The organism is Klebsiella sp. P1927 (assembly GCF_018204675.1).
GTDB classification, from domain to species: Bacteria; Pseudomonadota; Gammaproteobacteria; order Enterobacterales; family Enterobacteriaceae; genus Klebsiella; species Klebsiella pneumoniae.
Genome location: NZ_CP073377.1, coordinates 3108434 through 3122334, shown reverse-complemented (window position 1 = coordinate 3122334; position 13901 = coordinate 3108434). Strand labels below are relative to the sequence as shown.

The 13901-nt window shown below is 56.7% G+C and carries 14 protein-coding genes; 5 read left to right on the top strand and 9 right to left on the bottom strand.

The window, feature by feature from the left end; translation table 11 throughout:
- Positions 1-12 precede the first annotated feature (12 nt).
- Entirely contained in the window at positions 13-606 is a 594-nt protein-coding gene (locus KB892_RS15895; protein WP_002898960.1) for a TetR/AcrR family transcriptional regulator, read from the top strand.
- A gap of 34 nt (positions 607-640) precedes the next feature.
- Here the strand turns inward: KB892_RS15895 and mdoC are convergent, their stop codons facing one another.
- Positions 641-1801, bottom strand: coding sequence for a glucans biosynthesis protein MdoC (gene mdoC / locus KB892_RS15890; RefSeq protein WP_002898962.1), 1161 nt, complete (start codon positions 1799-1801; stop codon positions 641-643).
- 251 nt (positions 1802-2052) lie between these two features.
- Between mdoC and mdoG the strand changes: the two genes are divergently transcribed.
- The 3 genes from mdoG (at position 2053) to KB892_RS15875 (ending at position 6421) form a co-directional block, all read left to right on the top strand.
- Complete coding sequence (mdoG, locus tag KB892_RS15885; RefSeq protein ID WP_004140751.1) at positions 2053-3606, top strand: glucans biosynthesis protein MdoG; 1554 nt, start codon at positions 2053-2055, stop codon at positions 3604-3606.
- Positions 3599-6127: a glucans biosynthesis glucosyltransferase MdoH gene (mdoH, locus tag KB892_RS15880; RefSeq protein ID WP_002898967.1), complete on the top strand. Its 2529-nt coding sequence runs from the start codon at positions 3599-3601 to the stop codon at positions 6125-6127. Before mdoG ends, mdoH begins: the two co-directional genes overlap by 8 nt.
- A 66-nt stretch (positions 6128-6193) precedes the next feature.
- A complete protein-coding gene (locus KB892_RS15875; RefSeq protein WP_002898978.1) occupies positions 6194-6421 on the top strand; it encodes a YceK/YidQ family lipoprotein in 228 nt (75 codons plus the stop codon).
- Here KB892_RS15875 and KB892_RS15870 read toward each other — a convergent pair whose 3' ends face one another.
- The 3 genes from KB892_RS15870 to KB892_RS15860 form a co-directional block, all read right to left on the bottom strand.
- Complete coding sequence (locus tag KB892_RS15870) at positions 6422-6808, bottom strand: MysB family protein (RefSeq protein WP_002898981.1); 387 nt, start codon at positions 6806-6808, stop codon at positions 6422-6424.
- 91 nt (positions 6809-6899) lie between these two features.
- Positions 6900-8126 (bottom strand): multidrug efflux MFS transporter MdtG, encoded by a 1227-nt coding sequence (gene mdtG / locus KB892_RS15865; protein WP_002898984.1) that lies wholly within the window; start codon positions 8124-8126, stop codon positions 6900-6902.
- Positions 8127-8297: 171 nt separating this feature from the next.
- Positions 8298-9218 carry a Kdo(2)-lipid IV(A) acyltransferase gene (locus KB892_RS15860; RefSeq protein ID WP_004150825.1) on the bottom strand — a complete coding sequence of 307 codons (921 nt, stop codon included), beginning with the start codon at positions 9216-9218 and terminating at the stop codon, positions 8298-8300.
- 205 nt (positions 9219-9423) lie between these two features.
- Here KB892_RS15860 and KB892_RS15855 point away from each other — a divergent pair, with 205 nt between their 5' ends.
- Complete coding sequence (locus KB892_RS15855; protein ID WP_002898987.1) at positions 9424-10488, top strand: oxygen-dependent tRNA uridine(34) hydroxylase TrhO; 1065 nt, start codon at positions 9424-9426, stop codon at positions 10486-10488.
- On the opposite strand, the gene KB892_RS15850 is transcribed toward KB892_RS15855, so the two are convergent.
- From KB892_RS15850 to pyrC, 5 genes are all read right to left on the bottom strand, one after another.
- Positions 10474-10587 carry a DUF2770 family protein gene (locus KB892_RS15850; RefSeq protein WP_002898988.1) on the bottom strand — a complete coding sequence of 38 codons (114 nt, stop codon included), beginning with the start codon at positions 10585-10587 and terminating at the stop codon, positions 10474-10476. The two genes, KB892_RS15855 and KB892_RS15850, sit on opposite strands and share 15 nt — an antisense overlap.
- 71 nt (positions 10588-10658) lie before the next feature.
- A complete protein-coding gene (gene solA / locus KB892_RS15845) occupies positions 10659-11777 on the bottom strand; it encodes an N-methyl-L-tryptophan oxidase (RefSeq protein ID WP_002898990.1) in 1119 nt (372 codons plus the stop codon).
- 125 nt (positions 11778-11902) lie between these two features.
- Positions 11903-12157, bottom strand: a complete 255-nt coding sequence (gene bssS / locus KB892_RS15840) for a biofilm formation regulator BssS (protein WP_002898992.1) — start codon at positions 12155-12157, stop codon at positions 11903-11905.
- 302 nt (positions 12158-12459) lie between these two features.
- Positions 12460-12711, bottom strand: a complete 252-nt coding sequence (gene dinI, locus KB892_RS15835; protein WP_002898994.1) for a DNA damage-inducible protein I — start codon at positions 12709-12711, stop codon at positions 12460-12462.
- 72 nt (positions 12712-12783) lie between these two features.
- Complete coding sequence (gene pyrC, locus KB892_RS15830) at positions 12784-13830, bottom strand: dihydroorotase (protein ID WP_002898996.1); 1047 nt, start codon at positions 13828-13830, stop codon at positions 12784-12786.
- Between the last annotated feature and the right edge of the window lie 71 nt (positions 13831-13901).

Genomic DNA, 13901 nt, shown 5'->3' with positions numbered 1-13901 from the left:
GGAGGGAGCAGGGTGTCAGAAGGAAAAGTCCAGCAGAAACAGCAGGCGCGCCGCGCGGAGATCGTTGTCGCCGCGCAAAAATGTTTCGCTGAAAAGGGGCTGCACGGCGCTTCCGTCGCCGATATCGCCCGGGAAGCGGGCCTGAGCGTGGGTCAGCTATATCGCATTTTTGCCAGCAAGGAAGCGATCATCGAAGCGATTGTTAGCGAAATCGTCAACGCCAGAGTCGGGGAGATGATCGATGAGAACCACAATCTGGCGCGTAAAGCGGCGGTTTTGGCCGGCAGGATCCCGACGTCGGCAGCCACCAAAAGCGATAATTATCTGCTGATGGAGATCAATGCCGAGGCCTCGCGTAACCCACGCTTGCGTGAGATCCTGATGCAGGCCGATCGGCGGTTGAAAGAGGAGGGCGGTCGCCTGTCGCAGCGCAACCATCCCGGGCTCAGCGATGCGCGACGCAATGCCGCATCAGAGCTCATCGCCGTTCTGACAGAGGGGGCAGCTTACCGCTGTGAGCTGAGCGCCTCCACCCCGGTCGATAAGGCAGATTTAGAAGCCCTGTACAATATGATTTTCGACCGGCTTTTTGACGAGCAGGCATAATACGGCACGCCTGGCGTGCCGCACAGGCTAGTGGTTAGCTGGCCGAGGCTGGGGTTTTGGCCGGTTTGTTCATCGGTTTACCGGAGAACAGGAAACGCAGCAGCGGAATGCGCAGGTGAATTTCATACAGGATCAGGGCAATACCCACCACAAAAACTAACCCGCCAATAAAGCCTAAGGTATTGGACTTAATGACCGGGGTGATCCACGCCCCGTACAGCAGCGTCAGCGGATGGTGCACCAGGTAAATAAACAGCGAAGCATTGACGAAATAGGTTACGCGCGCCGACTGGAAGTTCAGCAGGCGATGGCCGAGCGAAAAGACCACATTGACCATCCACAGCCCAAGCACCATGGTGATCACCGATTCCGTTTCATACATCCAGCCGTCGCCGGAGCCGTACTGCTGGTTCAGCCGGTAGGCGATAAATCCCAGCAGCGCCGCTGCGCAGCACCATGGTGACGGGGTGGTAAACATCGCCTTCAGACGCGGATTAATAAAGGTCTGCGCCCCCAGCACAAAGAAGGGAAGATAGAACAGCGTCTGCATCACCACAAAGTTAAACAGACCATTGCTAAGCAGCGGCGGGTAAATCAGGAACAGCGATCGGCGGATCAGCGCGTAAAGCACCCCCAGCGCAAGGAAAATCATCGTTAGCTGGCCCATAGTGACAGTGTCACCAAAGGCTGAGGCGCCCCCTGCCGGGCGGCGCGTCAGCCATTTAAACAGCACCACGCCCAGCGAGGTCAGCACCACCAGCACCAGTAAAAACCACAGGTGGGAAATAAGCTCCCACGCCAGGGTGTTAAATTTGTCGTACCCGGAAAGGGTGTGCCAGTTTTCCGCCTTGCCGTTGACGTACTGCAGCATAATAAACTGCGGCAGCGTCAGCAGTGGGATAGCGGTCAGCATCGGAATACCGACCCGTTCGACGCGCACTTTCCACCACTTTTTCAACGGGTAGCGCAGGAACAGCATGTAGGAGAAATAGCCGGAGATGACGAAAAAGACCTGCATCCGGAAGGCATGGATGAAGTCATTAAACAGCGTCAACCACCACGAGGGCTCAGCGCTGTTGACATGCCAGCTGTGGCTGGAATAGATCAGCGAAATGTGGAAAGGGATCCCCAGCAGCATCAGCCAGGCGCGGATGCTGTCGAAGAAATATTCACGCTGTACCGGAGTATTATTCATACGATTCACGACAATCTCAGATAATTCGTCTTATCACTCAAGATGATAACGCTTACATTATCAGCAACCCTACATGAACTCGGGGTACCTGTCTCCAGGATAAGCACGCAAAGTGCAAACGGGATAGCGAACTGTTTATTCCCTGCGCCGCTACGCTGAACAAAGCAGGGATTATGTTGTCGGATTGCCTGAGTTTCCATTAAAATAGATCGGATCGATTTAAGCACACAAAGGGGGAAGTGCTTACTTATATGAAACATAAACCACAGATGATGAAAATGCGTTGGTTAAGCGCAGCCGTAATGTTGTCCCTGTGTACTTCATCTGCATGGGCATTTAGCATTGATGACGTTGCAAAAGAGGCCAAAACGTTAGCCGGGAAAGGCTATGAAGCGCCGAAGAGTAACCTGCCCTCCGCTTTCCGCGACATGAAATACGCGGATTACCAGCAAATTCAGTTTAATCACGATAAAGCTTACTGGAATAACCAGAAAACCCCATTCAAGCTTGAATTTTACCATCAGGGTATGTACTTCGACACGCCGGTCACCATCAATGAAGTGACGGCCACCAGCGTGCGCAAAATTAAATATAGCCCGGACTATTTTAACTTTGGTAACGTTCAGCACGATAAAGACACGGTGAAAGACCTCGGTTTCGCCGGCTTCAAAGTACTGTATCCGATCAATAGCAAAGATAAGAACGATGAGATCGTCAGCATGCTCGGTGCCAGCTACTTCCGCGTGCTGGGTCAGGGTCAGGTTTACGGCCTGTCCGCGCGCGGCCTGGCTATCGATACCGCGCTGCCGTCCGGCGAAGAGTTCCCGCGTTTTCGCGAGTTCTGGATCGAGCGTCCTAAAGCCACCGACAAACGTCTGACTATCTATGCGCTGCTGGACTCCCCGCGGGCAACCGGCGCTTATCGCTTTGTCATCATGCCGGGACGCGACACCGTGGTAGATGTCCAGTCCAAAGTTTACCTGCGTGACAAAGTGGGCAAACTGGGCGTGGCGCCGCTGACCAGCATGTTCCTGTTCGGTTCCAACCAGCCTTCTCCGGCGCTTAACTATCGTCCGGCGCTACACGACTCCAATGGTCTGTCGATCCTGGCCGGTAACGGCGAGTGGATCTGGCGTCCGCTGAACAACCCGAAACACCTTGCCGTTAGCAGCTATGCGATGGAAAACCCGCAAGGGTTCGGCCTGCTGCAGCGCGGCCGTCAGTTCTCGCGCTTCGAGGATCTCGACGATCGTTATGACCTGCGTCCGAGCGCCTGGATCACCCCGAAAGGGGAGTGGGGCAAAGGGAAAATCGAACTGGTTGAAATCCCGACCAACGATGAAACCAACGATAACATCGTGACTTACTGGACGCCGGATCAGCTGCCGGAGCCGGGCAAGGAGATGAACTTCAAGTACACCATCACCTTCAGCCGCGATGAAGACAAGCTGCATGCGCCGGATAACGCTTACGTTATGCAGACCCGCCGCTCTACCGGCGACGTGAAGCAGTCGAACCTGATCCGCCAGCCGGACGGCACCATTGCTTTCATTGTCGACTTCACCGGCGCCGATATGAAAAAACTGCCGGCGGATACCCCGGTCGCCGCCCAGGCGAGTACCGGCGATAACGCTGAAATCGTTGAAAATACCGTGCGTTACAATCCGGTGACCAAAGGCTGGCGAATGATCCTGCGTTTGAAGGTGAAAGATCCGAAGAAAACGACGGAAATGCGCGCCGCGCTGGTTAACGGTGATGACACGTTGAGCGAAACCTGGAGCTATCAGCTGCCTGCCAATGAATAAGATAACAAAGTACATTGACGCATTGCCGCTGTCGGACGCCGAGAAATCGGCGCTGCCGGACACCAGCCTGCAGGCCGTTCATCAGGCCCTGGATGACGACCATCAGACCTTCGCCCGCGAAGACGACTCCCCGCTGGGGTCGGTCAAGGCACGGCTGGCGCATAGCTGGCCGGATTCGCTGTCTGGCGATCAGCTGGTGAAGGACGATGAAGGCCGTACTCAGCTGCATGCGATGCCTAAAGCCAAGCGCTCCTCAATGATCCCGGACCCGTGGCGTACCAACCCGGTCGGCCGCTTCTGGGACCGTCTGCGCGGACGCGATGTCACGCCGCGCTATCTCTCCCGTCTGACGCAAGAAGAGCGCGAGAGTGAGCAAAAATGGCGTACCGTCGGCACCATTCGTCGCTATATCCTGCTGCTGCTGACGCTGTCGCAGACCGTGGTAGCCACCTGGTATATGAAAACCATTCTGCCTTATCAGGGCTGGGCGCTGATCAACCCGGCCGACATGGTGGGGCAGAACCTGTGGATCTCGTTCATGCAGCTGCTGCCGTACGTGTTGCAGAGCGGTATTCTGATCCTCTTCGCGGTGCTGTTCTGCTGGGTTTCCGCCGGCTTCTGGACCGCGTTAATGGGCTTCCTGCAGCTATTGATCGGCCGCGATAAGTACAGTATTTCCGCCTCGACGGTCGGTGACGAACCGTTGAACCCGGCGCACCGTACGGCGCTGATAATGCCGATCTGTAACGAAGACGTTGACCGCGTTTTCGCCGGCCTGCGGGCGACCTGGGAGTCGGTGAAAGCGACCGGTAACGCCGCTCATTTCGACGTCTATATCCTCAGCGATAGCTATAACCCCGATATCTGTGTTGCTGAGCAAAAGGCGTGGATGGAGCTGATTGCCGAAGTGCAGGGCGAAGGGCAGATCTTCTACCGCCGCCGTCGTCGTCGAGTGAAGCGTAAGAGCGGCAACATCGATGACTTCTGCCGCCGCTGGGGCAGCCAGTATAGCTATATGGTTGTGCTGGACGCTGACTCGGTGATGACCGGTGAGTGTCTGAGCAGCCTGGTGCGCCTGATGGAAGCGAACCCGAATGCCGGGATCATCCAGTCTTCCCCGCGCGCCTCGGGCATGGATACGCTGTATGCGCGTTGCCAGCAGTTTGCCACCCGGGTGTACGGTCCGCTGTTTACGGCGGGTCTGCACTTCTGGCAGTTGGGGGAGTCCCACTACTGGGGCCACAACGCCATAATCCGCGTGAAGCCGTTCATTGAGCACTGCGCGCTGGCGCCGCTGCCGGGCGAGGGCAACTTTGCCGGGTCGATCCTGTCGCACGACTTCGTCGAAGCCGCGCTGATGCGCCGTGCCGGCTGGGGGGTGTGGATTGCCTACGATCTGCCGGGCTCCTATGAGGAGCTGCCGCCGAACCTGCTGGACGAGCTGAAACGCGACCGTCGCTGGTGTCAGGGCAACCTGATGAACTTCCGCCTGTTCCTTGTCAGAGGGATGCACCCGGTTCACCGGGCGGTGTTCCTTACCGGCGTGATGTCCTACCTGTCGGCGCCGCTGTGGTTTATGTTCCTTGCCCTGTCGACGGCGTTGCAGGTGGTGCATGCCCTGACCGAACCGCAGTACTTCCTGCAGCCGCGTCAGCTGTTCCCGGTGTGGCCGCAGTGGCGGCCTGAGCTGGCCATCGCGCTGTTCGCCTCGACCATGGTGCTGCTGTTCCTGCCGAAGCTGCTGAGTATTATTCTGGTGTGGTGTAAAGGGCCGAAAGAGTACGGCGGATTTATCCGCGTCACGCTTTCACTGCTGCTGGAGGTCCTGTTCTCGGTCCTGCTGGCGCCGGTCCGTATGCTGTTCCACACCGTCTTCGTGGTCAGCGCCTTCCTCGGCTGGGAGGTGGTATGGAATTCGCCGCAGCGTGATGATGACTCCACGCCGTGGGGGGAAGCCTTTATGCGCCACGGCTCGCAGCTGCTGCTGGGGCTGGTGTGGGCGGTCGGGATGGCATGGCTGGATCTGCGCTTCCTGTTCTGGCTAGCGCCGATCGTCGTCTCGCTGATCCTCTCCCCGTTCGTATCGGCGATTTCCAGCCGGGCGACAGTGGGCCTGCGCACCAAGCGCTGGAAGCTGTTCCTGATCCCGGAAGAGTATTCGCCGCCGCAGGTGCTCAAGGATACCGATGCGTACCTGACGATGAACCGTCAGCGTTCGCTGGACGATGGCTTTATGCACGCGGTGTTTAATCCGTCGTTTAACGCCCTCGCCACCGCAATGGCCACTGCGCGCCACCGTCAGGGGCATATCCTGGAGATCGCCCGCGAGCGCCATGTCGAGCAGGCGCTGAATGAAACGCCGGATAAGCTGAACCGCGATCGTCGACTGGTGCTGTTGAGCGACCCGGTAACCATGTCACGTCTGCACTATCGCGTATGGGCCGCGCCGGAGAAATACTCTTCATGGGTGAACGCCTATCAGCAGTTGGCGCTTAACCCGCTGGCGCTGAAAACGAAATAAGCCGTACGTTAAGGAAAATACCGGCAGCGATGCCGGTATTTTTTTATCTGAAATACGAGGATGTGGATGCGAATACTACCGATCATTGCCATGGCGCTGCTGCTCAGCGGCTGCGGCAGCATTATCAGCCGTACGGTGCCCGGGCAGGGGCATGGCAATCAATATTACCCGGGCGTACAGTGGGATGTTCGCGATTCGGCATGGCGCTATCTCACCATTCTCGACCTGCCGTTCTCGCTGGTATTTGATACGCTTCTGCTGCCTCTGGACGCCAGCCACGGCCCCTATAACTGATTAACGCTCGTCCCACTCGTCGGCTGCCGTCTGCCCCTCTTCGGTGTCCAGCGAGGGCTCGAGCTGAAATTCGCCTTCATCCCATTCGTGGAGCGTATTTTCCTCCAGCCACTCCTGACGCAGCTCTATCTCATCATAATCCCCGTCGAAGACGCTCTGCGCGGCTTCGCCGCTGAGCATCGGGAGGCATTCGCCTTGTTCCTCTTCGTCAGCAAAAAATTCGGCCTGCCAGGCGATATCGCCATCCTGCAGCACATACTTTTGAATGTTGAGCTGCTCAACGTTGGCGCTCTCTTCATCGCTGTCAGGGTTGTTGGCGAGAAATTCTTCACGTGCTGCATCAATAGCTTCTTCAAGCGTGGCGTAGAACATCGAATCCTTTGGCATAGCGAATCTCCTGAGAAGAATATGAATTGAACACGATTCAATCTATAGAAGGCGGTACGCACGGCGTCAAGGGACAGAGCCCCCCTCGACGTTAATTTACTGAATGCGAAGTATCCGCGGCTGGCCGACGCAGGCTGAGGGTGGAGTAGATCGCATTAAACAATACCACCCCTGCGGTGACCAGAAATACGGCGCGGAAGCCATAGTTAGCGGAAACCGACGCGCCAATCAGGGGGCCGGTAACGTTGCCAATATCGCGGAACGACTGGTTATAGCTGAAGATTCGCCCGGAGATCTGGCTGGTGGAGTTGTACACTAGCAGGGTTTGCACCGCCGGCAGCAGCGCGCCGTCCGCGGCGCCGAGCAGGAATCGCAGGATACCTAACTGCAGCGGGGTCTGAACGAACGACATCGGGATCAGGAGTAGCACCGAGATAATCAGCGCCACGATGAGGATTTTTTCCGGCCCGATGCGATCCCCCAGTTTGCCCAGCCGCGGGGCGCTCATCAGCGCGGCAATACCCGGCACCGAGGCGATCATTCCGCTGATAAAGGCGATGTTACTGACGTTGCCCGCGAGATCGCGTACATAAAGCGTCAGGATCGGCGCAATGGAACCGGTGGCCACCTGGATTATCAGCGAGGTCACAAACAGGCTGAGCACCAGTTTGGGATTCTGCAGCGAGGAGAACACCTCTCTGGCACTGAGCATCTCTTTCCTGGCGATCGGCACAAAATTTTCGCGGATTAAAAACAGGGTAAACAAGAAACAGATAAATAGTACCGCCGCGGTCATAAAGAAGACGGTGCGCAATCCCCAGTGGTCGGCCAGGAAGCCACCTGCCAGCGGGCCGAGCAGGGCGCCGCTTACCGCGCCGGTAGACAGTGTCCCCAGCGCCCAGCCGCTTTTATGGCGCGGGATCTGGGTGGCGATCAGGGCGTTGGCGTTAGGAATAAAACCGCCCAGCAGGCCGAGCAGTGCGCGCAGCAGCAGAAACTGCCAGATATTCTGCGCCATTCCCATCAGCATCATCACGATGGCCATCCCGAGGGCGGAACGCAGCAGCATGATTTTTCTCCCCTTGCGATCAGCAAGCCCCCCCCAGAACGGCGAGGCGATGGCGGAGAAAAGAAAGGTAATACTAAAGACCAGCCCGGACCACATGTTCAGGGCGCTATGCCCGGTGACGCCGAGCTGTTCGACGTAGAGTGGCAGAAAGGGCATGACCAGGCTGAAGGCGGCGCCGGTTAAAAAGCAGCCAAGCCAGGTCACGGTCAGGTTTCGTTTCCAGTTAATGGGGGTTTCAGCAGACGACATAGGGTTCCACTGGCCTGCGCGGCAGGTCAAATTAAGAGAAAATATGAGCCTGCTAATTATGCGCCTGAGAAATAGATGCCGCAATGGAGGAGAGCTTTTAAAGCTAAAGGAGAGCCTAAAGCCTGAGCGGCGAAGCTTCCCGGCCGGGATGAGCGCGGCCGGGAAAAGGGATCAGTAGCGGGAGGGCATGCCTTCGGGGCGGGTTTTGAAGCGACGATGGAGCCACATATACTGTTCCGGGGCCATCATGATGCACTGCTCAACGATCTTGTTCATCCACGCGGCGGTGGTTTCCGCGTCGTCCAGCGGCGGGGAACACTCTGGCGGCAGGATAATCAGTTCATAACCTTTACCGTCCGGTTTGCGGCGCGGGACGAAGGGCACGACGCAGGCTTTGGACATTTTCGCCAGCATCCAGGTGCCGGAGGTGGTCGCCGCTTGGTCGACCGCAAACAGTGGGGCAAAGACGCTGGCGGTCGGGCCGTAATCGTGATCCGGTGCGTACCACACCACTTCGCCTTTTTTCAGTGCCCGGATCATGCCTTTCAGATCCTTACGGTCAATCATATCCTTATTGGAGCGCAAGCGGCCCCAGGTCTGCAGCCAGTCGATCACCGGGTTGTCGTTGGGGCGATAGACGCCAATCCCCGGCTCGTTCATACCGAACATCCGCGCACCCATCTCGAGAGTGAGGAAATGAATACCGATCAGCAGAATGCCGCGCTGCTGCGCCTGCACATCGCGGATATGCTCAAAGCCGATGGTATCGGTCCAGCGGGCGATACGACGAACCGGCCAGAACCAGGCCATCCCCGTCTCCATCAGCCCCATGCCCACCGATTCAAAGTTCATCACCACCATTCGGTGGCGTTCCTGCTCGCTTTTCTCGGGGAAGCAGAGCTCAAGGTTGCGATAGGCGATTTTCGCCCGGCGCTTCATAAAGCGCATGGCCAGCCGGCCGATGGCGTTCCCGAGGCGGTAGATCAGCGGGTAGGGCAGTTGGACAACCAGCCACAGCAGGCCGATACCCAGCCACAGCAGCCAATAGCGCGGATGCAACAGCGCCGGAGAAAATTTAGGCAAATGAGTCATTTCATACCCGTATCAGTGAGCAACGTCTTATATTATCGCATTTTTTTACCGGCCAGCCAAAGGCGGCGGCAGTCAGCTCGTTTTGTTAAGCGGGGCGCGACCGGGTGAGAGAAATGTAGCGTAAAATGTAGGGATGTAAATTAAACAGCTTTGCTATATCATGCCCGCCGTTTATTTCCTCATTTCTATGTCGAGCAGGTACACCATGCCAGTGTTACACAACCGCATTTCAAATGAGACGTTAAAGGCGCAAATGCTGGCTGAAACCGAGCCGCGCACGACGATCTCGTTCTATAAATATTTCACTATTGTCGACCCGCAGGCGACCCGCGATGCGCTGTGGGTTGCCTTAACCCAGCTGAAGGTTTTTGGCCGCATCTATCTGGCCCGGGAAGGGATCAACGCGCAAATCAGCGTGCCGCAAAGCAACGTTGAGGCTCTGCGTGAGTTTCTCTATGGCTTCGATCCGGCGCTGGCGGGGCTGCGTTTCAATATCGCCGTGGAGGACGATGGTAAGTCTTTCTGGGTGCTGCGCCTGAAAGTTCGCGATCGTATCGTCGCCGACGGCATCGACGATCCCTCGTTTGACGCCTCCAACGTGGGGGAGTATCTCAAGGCGGCGGAAGTCAACGCGATGCTTGACGATCCGGATGCCGTGTTTATCGATATGCGCAACCACTATGAATATGAGGTGGGCCATTTCGAAAACGCGCTGGAGATCCCGGCGGATACCTTCCGCGACCAGCTGCCGAAAGCAGTGGAAATGATGCAGGACCATAAAGACAAGAAAATTGTCATGTATTGCACCGGCGGCATTCGCTGTGAAAAAGCCAGCGCCTGGATGAAGCATAACGGCTTCAATAAGGTCTGGCACATCGAGGGTGGCATCATCGAGTACGCCCGTCGCGCCCGCGAGCAGGGGCTGCCGGTGCGTTTCATTGGTAAAAACTTTGTCTTTGATGAGCGGATGGGCGAGCGGATCTCCAATGACGTTATCGCGCACTGTCATCAGTGCGGCGCGCCGTGCGATACCCATACTAACTGCCTGAACGATGGCTGCCATCTGCTGTTTATCCAGTGCCCGAGCTGCGCCGAGAAGTTTGCCGGCTGCTGTAGCGAAGCCTGCATGGAAGAGCATAAGCTACCGGAAGAGGAGCAGCGTAAGCTGCGCGCCGGGCGTGAAAACGGCAACAAAATCTTTAATAAATCCCGTGGCCGGCTGAATACCAAACTCGGGATCCTCGACCCGGAGCCGTCAGAAAAACCATAACCAGACGAGATCGATGATCGCCAGCAGCAGCCAGAGCGCCAGGTAGATCATAAAATGCTCGCGCACGTTGTTGACCAGCATATTAAACAGGCGACGCATAACCGCTCTCAATCACTAACGGCCTCAGCAGAGGCCGTTTCTTTACCCAACGGCAAAAGTGCCGCATTCCATTACGCGTTAAAGCGCGCCAGAGAAAAGGGGGCCAGATTGAAGCTCGATGCTTCGCCCTGAGCAAACTGACTGGCAATTTCGCCCAGCACCGGCGCAAACTTAAAGCCGTGGCCGCTCAGCCCGGTGATCAGCAGCGTGTCTGGCCTGCCTGGCAACGTATCGATAATAAAGTCCTCATCGACGGTATTGTCGTAGGTACAGGAGGCGCCGTGCAGGCAGCCGCCGATGCCAGGCAGGACGTTACGCAAAAACGGGAAGGATTCGGAACCATCGCTGGCGACAGCGCCAAACGCTACCCGCTCCTGCGGGGTGGAGATCGGCTGGCCGCCGTTATGCTTGCCAATTTTCAGTTCATTATCTTCCGCCGGGAAACCGTAATATTGATCGCCGTTGGGCAACTCGCCGGTGAAGGCCGGGAAGTGATTCTTGCTGCTGTAACGGCCATCGGCCTGGTACCAGGCGAACACCTTGCGTACCGGCTGGATAGGGAGGTCCGGAAGCAGGCGGGTGACCCAGGTGCCGGCGCTGACCAGCAGTTTTTTACCATGATATTCACCGTCGAGGGTATCGATGGTGATCCCGTCAGCATGGTGATGAATAGCCGAGACCGGACAGTTGAATAGCTGCGCGCAGCCTGCTTCCCGCGCCAGACGGATCCAGGTTTCGACGGCCAGTTCGCTGCGCAGTACGCCGGAAGCGGGTTCGAAAATCGCCCGATAGTCATCGGGGAGGCGTATCTCCGGCCAGCGCTGCATCACGGCCTGGGCATCCAGCTCTTCCACCTCAAGCTGGAACGCACGGGCGCTGGCGGCGACGTTGGCGAGAAAAGCGGAGCTGGCGGGGCCGAGGTTAATGACGCCGGTGCGTTCAAACACGGCTTCGCCACTGATCTCTGCCAGTTCATCCCATAGCTGCTGGGCACGCAGCACCAGCGGAACATATTTCTCACCTTCGCCATAGGCGTGACGGATAAGACGGCTGCTGCCGTGATGGCTGCCTTCCTGGTGGGGAGGTTGATGGGCATCGGTCATCAGAACATTGAGTCCGGCACGGCGCGCATAATAGCCAGCGGCGGCGCCGACGGAGCCGCTGCCAATAATGATAAGATCGTATTGCATGGTGAGTTCCGGGTAATTGCCTTGTTAGCAGGGTAATTAACTCCCTGTGCTTATACAAGCCCGAAAATAATTCAGGCACCCGCAGGTGCCTGTTAAGTTTAATGTTAAGTCATTCGCAAGCCGCGTTAATGTCGGCGATACTCGTTTTCCTGGTATTCGCCAGATTCAATCTTCGCAATGCCTGCTTCCAGGATTGAAATAAACTGACGTGCGACGTCCGTCGTTAGCCATAGCGTCTGGCCGATCTCAGCATCATTACTGTTTTCTTGAGTGGGGTTCTGGTAGTGCAGGCGCAACATCAGCGCATCGTAGCTATCAACGGTGCTGATGTCCCATCCAACGAGGGGATGGGTCTGAATGACTTCATTATTTTTTTCCATCATAACCCCTTATTCATATGTTAAAAGACAACAATTCTCGAGGTTTAATGCATATTTTTTGAAGCAAGTTAATTATATCAGGGATCAAGAATAAACTCGAGAAATTAAATGAAAGGCAGCATGATTTTCTTCTTTTGCCGCTTTTTTACTCAAGATAAGCGCGTAAAATGGCCACTTTAGTCGATATTGAGCAGAATAATCAGGACTATTCTGAACAGAAGAGGGGATAAAAAAAGCCGGGGCGACCCGGCAAAAAAAGCACAATGAGGGAGCAAACCAGAGTAACTGGATCCCGCCATGCTTCAGGAGAGATCGTGGACAAACCAGTCGTCCGCGCTTTCCCATGTTTCCTGCAGGATTTCGCTTATCCGGTCTTTGTCTTCTTTCAGGGCGCCAAACACCGAGAGCTGATTACCGGTGGCGTAGCGGACGCTCACCTGGCTATCGATGGCCGGGAATTGCTCGGCGATACGGCGAGAGAGTTCGTTATTCAGCGCTTCCAGCGCGCCGTTAGGTAAGGCGGTCGTTTTGGCGATAGACACTTCAATGCGCATAATTGCCCCCTGCGTTTGATACTGGTTATTTATACAGTATCCGGTTGGCGTTGACAACAGGGGGCTGCGTTTTTATTTCTTCACGGTCCAGCGAACGGTTTCACCCGCCAGGAAGGGCACCAGGGCGTCATTAGGCAGGGCAATGCTGTCCACAACGGTCGTCTCTTCACGCACCAGTTCAACGTAGCTCTCATTGACCGGCAGACCGTAGAAGCGCGGGCCGTTCAGCGAGCAGAAAGCCTCAAAGTGCTGCAGAGCGTTCATTTCTTCAAACACCGTGGCGTAGCTGCCGAGGGCGGTCGGGGCGTTAAAGCAGCCGGCGCAGCCACAGCTGGCTTCCTTACGGTGGCGGGCGTGCGGTGCGGAGTCGGTGCCGAGGAAGGCGCGGCTGAAGCCGCTGGCGACCAGCTCCCGCAGAGCCTGCTGATGAATATTGCGTTTAAGTACCGGCAGACAGTACAGGTGAGGGCGAATGCCGCCCACCAGCATATGGTTGCGGTTGAACATCAGATGCTGCGGGGTGATGGTAGCAGCCAGCAGTTCGTTACCGTCACGCACGTACTCGGCGGCGTCTTTGGTGGTGATATGTTCAAAAACCACTTTCAGGCCGGGCAGGCGCTGGCGCAGGGGCTCCATCACCGTCTCAATAAAGCGCGCTTCGCGATCGAAAATATCAATCTCGGCGTGAGTGACTTCGCCGTGAACGAGCAACGGCATCCCCAGCTTTTCCATCCGCTCCAGCACTGGCATAATGGCGTCGGTGCTGGTGACGCCGTGGCTGGAGTTAGTAGTGGCATTGGCCGGGTAGAGCTTGGCGGCGGTGAACACCCCTTCGTTAAAGCCGCGTTCCAGCTCCGCTGGGTCGAGAGAGTCTGTCAGATAGCAGGTCATCAGCGGGGTAAAATCATGCCCGGCCGGCACGGCGTCCATAATGCGCTGGCGGTAAGCGATAGCCGCCGCGACGGTGGTGACAGGCGGCACCAGATTCGGCATCACGATCGCCCGGCCATAAAACTCACTGGTATAAGGCACGACGGTTTTCAGCATATCGTCATCGCGCAGATGGATATGCCAGTCGTCTGGGCGGCGGATTTTCAATACCTGGGATTGTGCTGTCATGGAAGGCTCCGGCTAATAGGTTCAGTCATCAGGGCTGTTTTTTGCCGGGCACTAAGGATAAGCGTAAACGT

Coding starts and splice junctions, on each gene's coding strand:
- KB892_RS15860 (WP_004150825.1), bottom strand. CDS start 9,218: ATGACTCATTTGCCTAAATTTTCTCCGGCGCTGTTGCATCCGCGCTAT.
- dinI (WP_002898994.1), bottom strand. CDS start 12,711: ATGCGCATTGAAGTGTCTATCGCCAAAACGACCGCCTTACCTAACGGC.
- KB892_RS15875 (WP_002898978.1), top strand. CDS start 6,194: ATGCGAATACTACCGATCATTGCCATGGCGCTGCTGCTCAGCGGCTGC.
- solA (WP_002898990.1), bottom strand. CDS start 11,777: ATGCAATACGATCTTATCATTATTGGCAGCGGCTCCGTCGGCGCCGCC.
- mdtG (WP_002898984.1), bottom strand. CDS start 8,126: ATGTCGTCTGCTGAAACCCCCATTAACTGGAAACGAAACCTGACCGTG.
- KB892_RS15870 (WP_002898981.1), bottom strand. CDS start 6,808: ATGCCAAAGGATTCGATGTTCTACGCCACGCTTGAAGAAGCTATTGAT.
- KB892_RS15855 (WP_002898987.1), top strand. CDS start 9,424: ATGCCAGTGTTACACAACCGCATTTCAAATGAGACGTTAAAGGCGCAA.
- pyrC (WP_002898996.1), bottom strand. CDS start 13,830: ATGACAGCACAATCCCAGGTATTGAAAATCCGCCGCCCAGACGACTGG.
- mdoG (WP_004140751.1), top strand. CDS start 2,053: ATGAAACATAAACCACAGATGATGAAAATGCGTTGGTTAAGCGCAGCC.
- bssS (WP_002898992.1), bottom strand. CDS start 12,157: ATGGAAAAAAATAATGAAGTCATTCAGACCCATCCCCTCGTTGGATGG.
- mdoC (WP_002898962.1), bottom strand. CDS start 1,801: ATGAATAATACTCCGGTACAGCGTGAATATTTCTTCGACAGCATCCGC.
- KB892_RS15850 (WP_002898988.1), bottom strand. CDS start 10,587: ATGCGTCGCCTGTTTAATATGCTGGTCAACAACGTGCGCGAGCATTTT.
- mdoH (WP_002898967.1), top strand. CDS start 3,599: ATGAATAAGATAACAAAGTACATTGACGCATTGCCGCTGTCGGACGCC.